Source organism: Leuconostoc sp., from assembly GCF_965300815.1.
The window spans coordinates 11735-14634 of sequence record NZ_CBDKZH010000032.1; the positions used below are offsets into that span (position 1 = coordinate 11735).

Annotated in this window: 3 protein-coding genes; 2 read left to right on the plus strand and 1 reads right to left on the minus strand. The window is 46.3% G+C overall.

What is annotated here, in order from left to right; all coding sequences use genetic code 11:
- Positions 1 to 9: 9 nt before the first annotated feature.
- Positions 10 to 456, minus strand: a complete 447-nt coding sequence (locus ACW12G_RS03550; RefSeq protein ID WP_048700231.1) for a CopY/TcrY family copper transport repressor — start codon at positions 454 to 456, stop codon at positions 10 to 12.
- An 88-nt stretch (positions 457 to 544) separates the two neighbouring features.
- Here ACW12G_RS03550 and ACW12G_RS03555 point away from each other — a divergent pair, with 88 nt between their 5' ends.
- Together ACW12G_RS03555 and ubiE are read left to right on the plus strand one after the other, a co-directional pair.
- The gene (locus tag ACW12G_RS03555; RefSeq protein ID WP_455647284.1) at positions 545 to 1993 is read left to right on the plus strand and encodes an o-succinylbenzoate--CoA ligase; all 1449 of its coding nucleotides are present in this window, start codon (positions 545 to 547) and stop codon (positions 1991 to 1993) included.
- Between the two features lie 43 nt (positions 1994 to 2036).
- Positions 2037 to 2747, plus strand: a complete 711-nt coding sequence (ubiE, locus tag ACW12G_RS03560) for a bifunctional demethylmenaquinone methyltransferase/2-methoxy-6-polyprenyl-1,4-benzoquinol methylase UbiE (RefSeq protein WP_048700227.1) — start codon at positions 2037 to 2039, stop codon at positions 2745 to 2747.
- The last annotated feature ends 153 nt before the right edge of the window (positions 2748 to 2900 follow it).

Sequence of the window (2900 nt, forward strand, 5' to 3'; positions counted from 1 at the left end):
TGTTCATGTTCATCTCTCATGGGGTGTCTTCTCCTCTTCTTGATGTGGTAAGCAATCACAAGCAATGTGGTCGGGTGCTTGGGCATATTTATCCTGTAAGACGGCCTGCAATCGCGTGATGTCGTCTTGAGACAAAGGCGTGGTGGCCAACACATCGGCCAAGGCGTGACCAACGCACATGGCGCACATGGCCTGGATAGTCCGCTGCAAAGTTGCCGTCACGGCCTCGTGTTCCGCAACCGTTGGCAGATACAAGCGGTCGCGACTAGCGCCATTATCGGTTAAATAACCTTTGGCTTGTAAGCGCGAAATGAGCGTTTTGATTGTCGAAGGCGACCAATCCGTTTTCTGTGCCATCACGCGAATAATTTGGCGGCTGGTCGCTTCTCCTAACGTCCAAATTACGCGCATAATTTCCCATTCACTTGTTGTCATTGTTTGTGTTTGTTTGATCATACTATTAGTCTACAACTGTAAATTAAAAAATGCAAGGTTATTTTAAGCCTGCGTGGTATGATAGATAGTGATTAAAGAGGTTTAAAACATGGAAAATTGGTTGGTGAAACGCGCCTGGTTAACCCCAAACCGCGTGGCTGTTTCGGCTGGACAACAACACTTAACATTTCAAGAAGTGGCCCAAACGGCACAAAAAATCGCGGGTCAGATCGCCGCATTAGGGGATGACAATTCACGCGTGGCCGTGATCATGACCAATAGTCTACAAGGTTATTTGGTTATTATGGGCCTGCAACAATTGGGCAAAACCATTGTTTTTATTAATCGGCGCTTGTCTGTTGCTGAAATTAACTACCAATTGGCGGATGCCGGTGTCTCGTTATTACTAACCGATGACGGCTACACAGCTGAATTAGACGTAGCCCAACAAGTTAAATTTTCGCAATTACCAGCAGAACAACCGGTGACACCAGTTGCTGAGTATCTTGACGAATTTGTGACGAGCGTGATGTACACGTCGGGCACGACGCGCCAGCCAAAAGGCGTGATGCAGACGTATTATAATCATTGGATGTCAGCGATGGGTAGTGCGCTTAATCTGGGGCTCACCAGTCAGGATGCTTGGTTGGCCGTGGTGCCGATTTTCCATATTAGTGGGTTTGCCATTTTAATGCGAAGTTTAATTTATGGCATGCGGGTGGTATTGGTTGAGAAATTTGATCCGCATCACATTAATGACTTACTGATTCATGATACAATTACCACAATGTCAGCTGTCCCCGTGATGCTTAAACAATTACTGGCGGATTTACCAGCTGGCGTGACGTATAATCCGCACTTTAGAACGCTACTACTTGGTGGCGGGCCAACAGATGCGGCCACATTGCAACAAGCAGCGGCGCATCAACTTCCCATTATTCAATCCTATGGTATGACGGAAACAGCGTCACAAGTGGTGGCGTTGGATGCCGCTGATGCCCAAGTAAAATTAGGCTCAGTCGGGAAACCACTATTTCCCGTTAGTTTGAGTATTCGTGATGCAGCGGGGAAACCAGTAGTACCGGGAACGTCTGGGGCTGTTTGGCTCAAATCACCAACCCTAACCCCAGGTTATTTAAACCAACCCGAACTGCTGGCTAAGAATATGCAGGCAGGGTGGTTTAACACTGAAGACTTTGGTTATCTGGATGTTGACGGCTTTTTATATATTCAAGGACGCGAGGGCGATATGATTAGTTCTGGTGGAGAAAATATTTTCCCTGATGAAGTCGAAGCCGCCTATGCAACCATGCCAGGGCTGGAAAAAATGGTGGTCGTGGGGGTTCCTGATGATAAATGGGGAGCAGTGCCGGTCGCGGTTGTGATGGGGACTGATTTATCTACAGCGACATTGCGGCGTTTTGGTCGCGAACAGTTAGCCCACTATAAAGTGCCACAACGTTTTTACCAAGCCAATACCTGGCATGTTACGGCGAGTGGCAAGGTGCAACGACGCTTGTTCGCAGCGGAACTTGAGACATTAACGGCGTTACAATAAAAGAGGAGAAGGCGTGAGTGACACAGCTTGCGCATAAAAACTGATGACACAATCACCAAAAAATACCGATGTGCGGGCACTTTTTAATACGATTGCCCCTGAATATGACAAGATGAATAATATCATCTCACTCGGCACACACAAGTTGTGGCGCCAAAAGGTGATGGCGCGGATGACCTTTCCAGAAGGCGCCAACATTATTGATCTGGCGACTGGGACCGCTGACTGGGCGTTAGCTTTGGCGGAAAAAAGTGATCCGACGGCCCATGTGACAGGCCTTGATTTTAGTGAGGAAATGTTGGCCGTTGGGCAAAAGAAAGTCGACGTCAGCGATTATTTTGATAAAATCACGCTAGTGCAAGGGGATGCGATGGCCTTGCCGTTTGACGATAATACGTTTGATATTGTGACGATTGGCTTTGGTCTGCGTAACTTACCTGATCCAGTACTGGGTTTGCAGGAAATGTATCGTGTCCTTAAGCCAGGCGGTCAGTTGGTCATTTTAGAAACGTCACAACCGGATAACCCATTGGTGAAACCATTCTGGCAATTGTATTTTGGCCAGGTAATGCCAATGTTTGGGAAGTTATTTGCTAAAGGGAAGTATCAAGAGTATAAGTACCTGGATGAGACCACCGAACAATTCATGGATTATCGCACGTTAGGGCAACGATTATTGCAAGTCGGATTTGAAAAGGTGACGATTTCTCGCTTTAATCTTGGCGCTGCTGCTGCGCATTATGCCGTGAAATAAGTATGAGCCGTGTGGGCTAGTTTTGTGACTAGTCGGCATGGCTTTTTTAGTTGTTGAGGGCTGTATTGATACGAGTTTTTGCTATTTATCACAAAAATAATTACATAATATTATTGATAATATTTTAAAAGAGTGTAAAATATTAACTGGAAT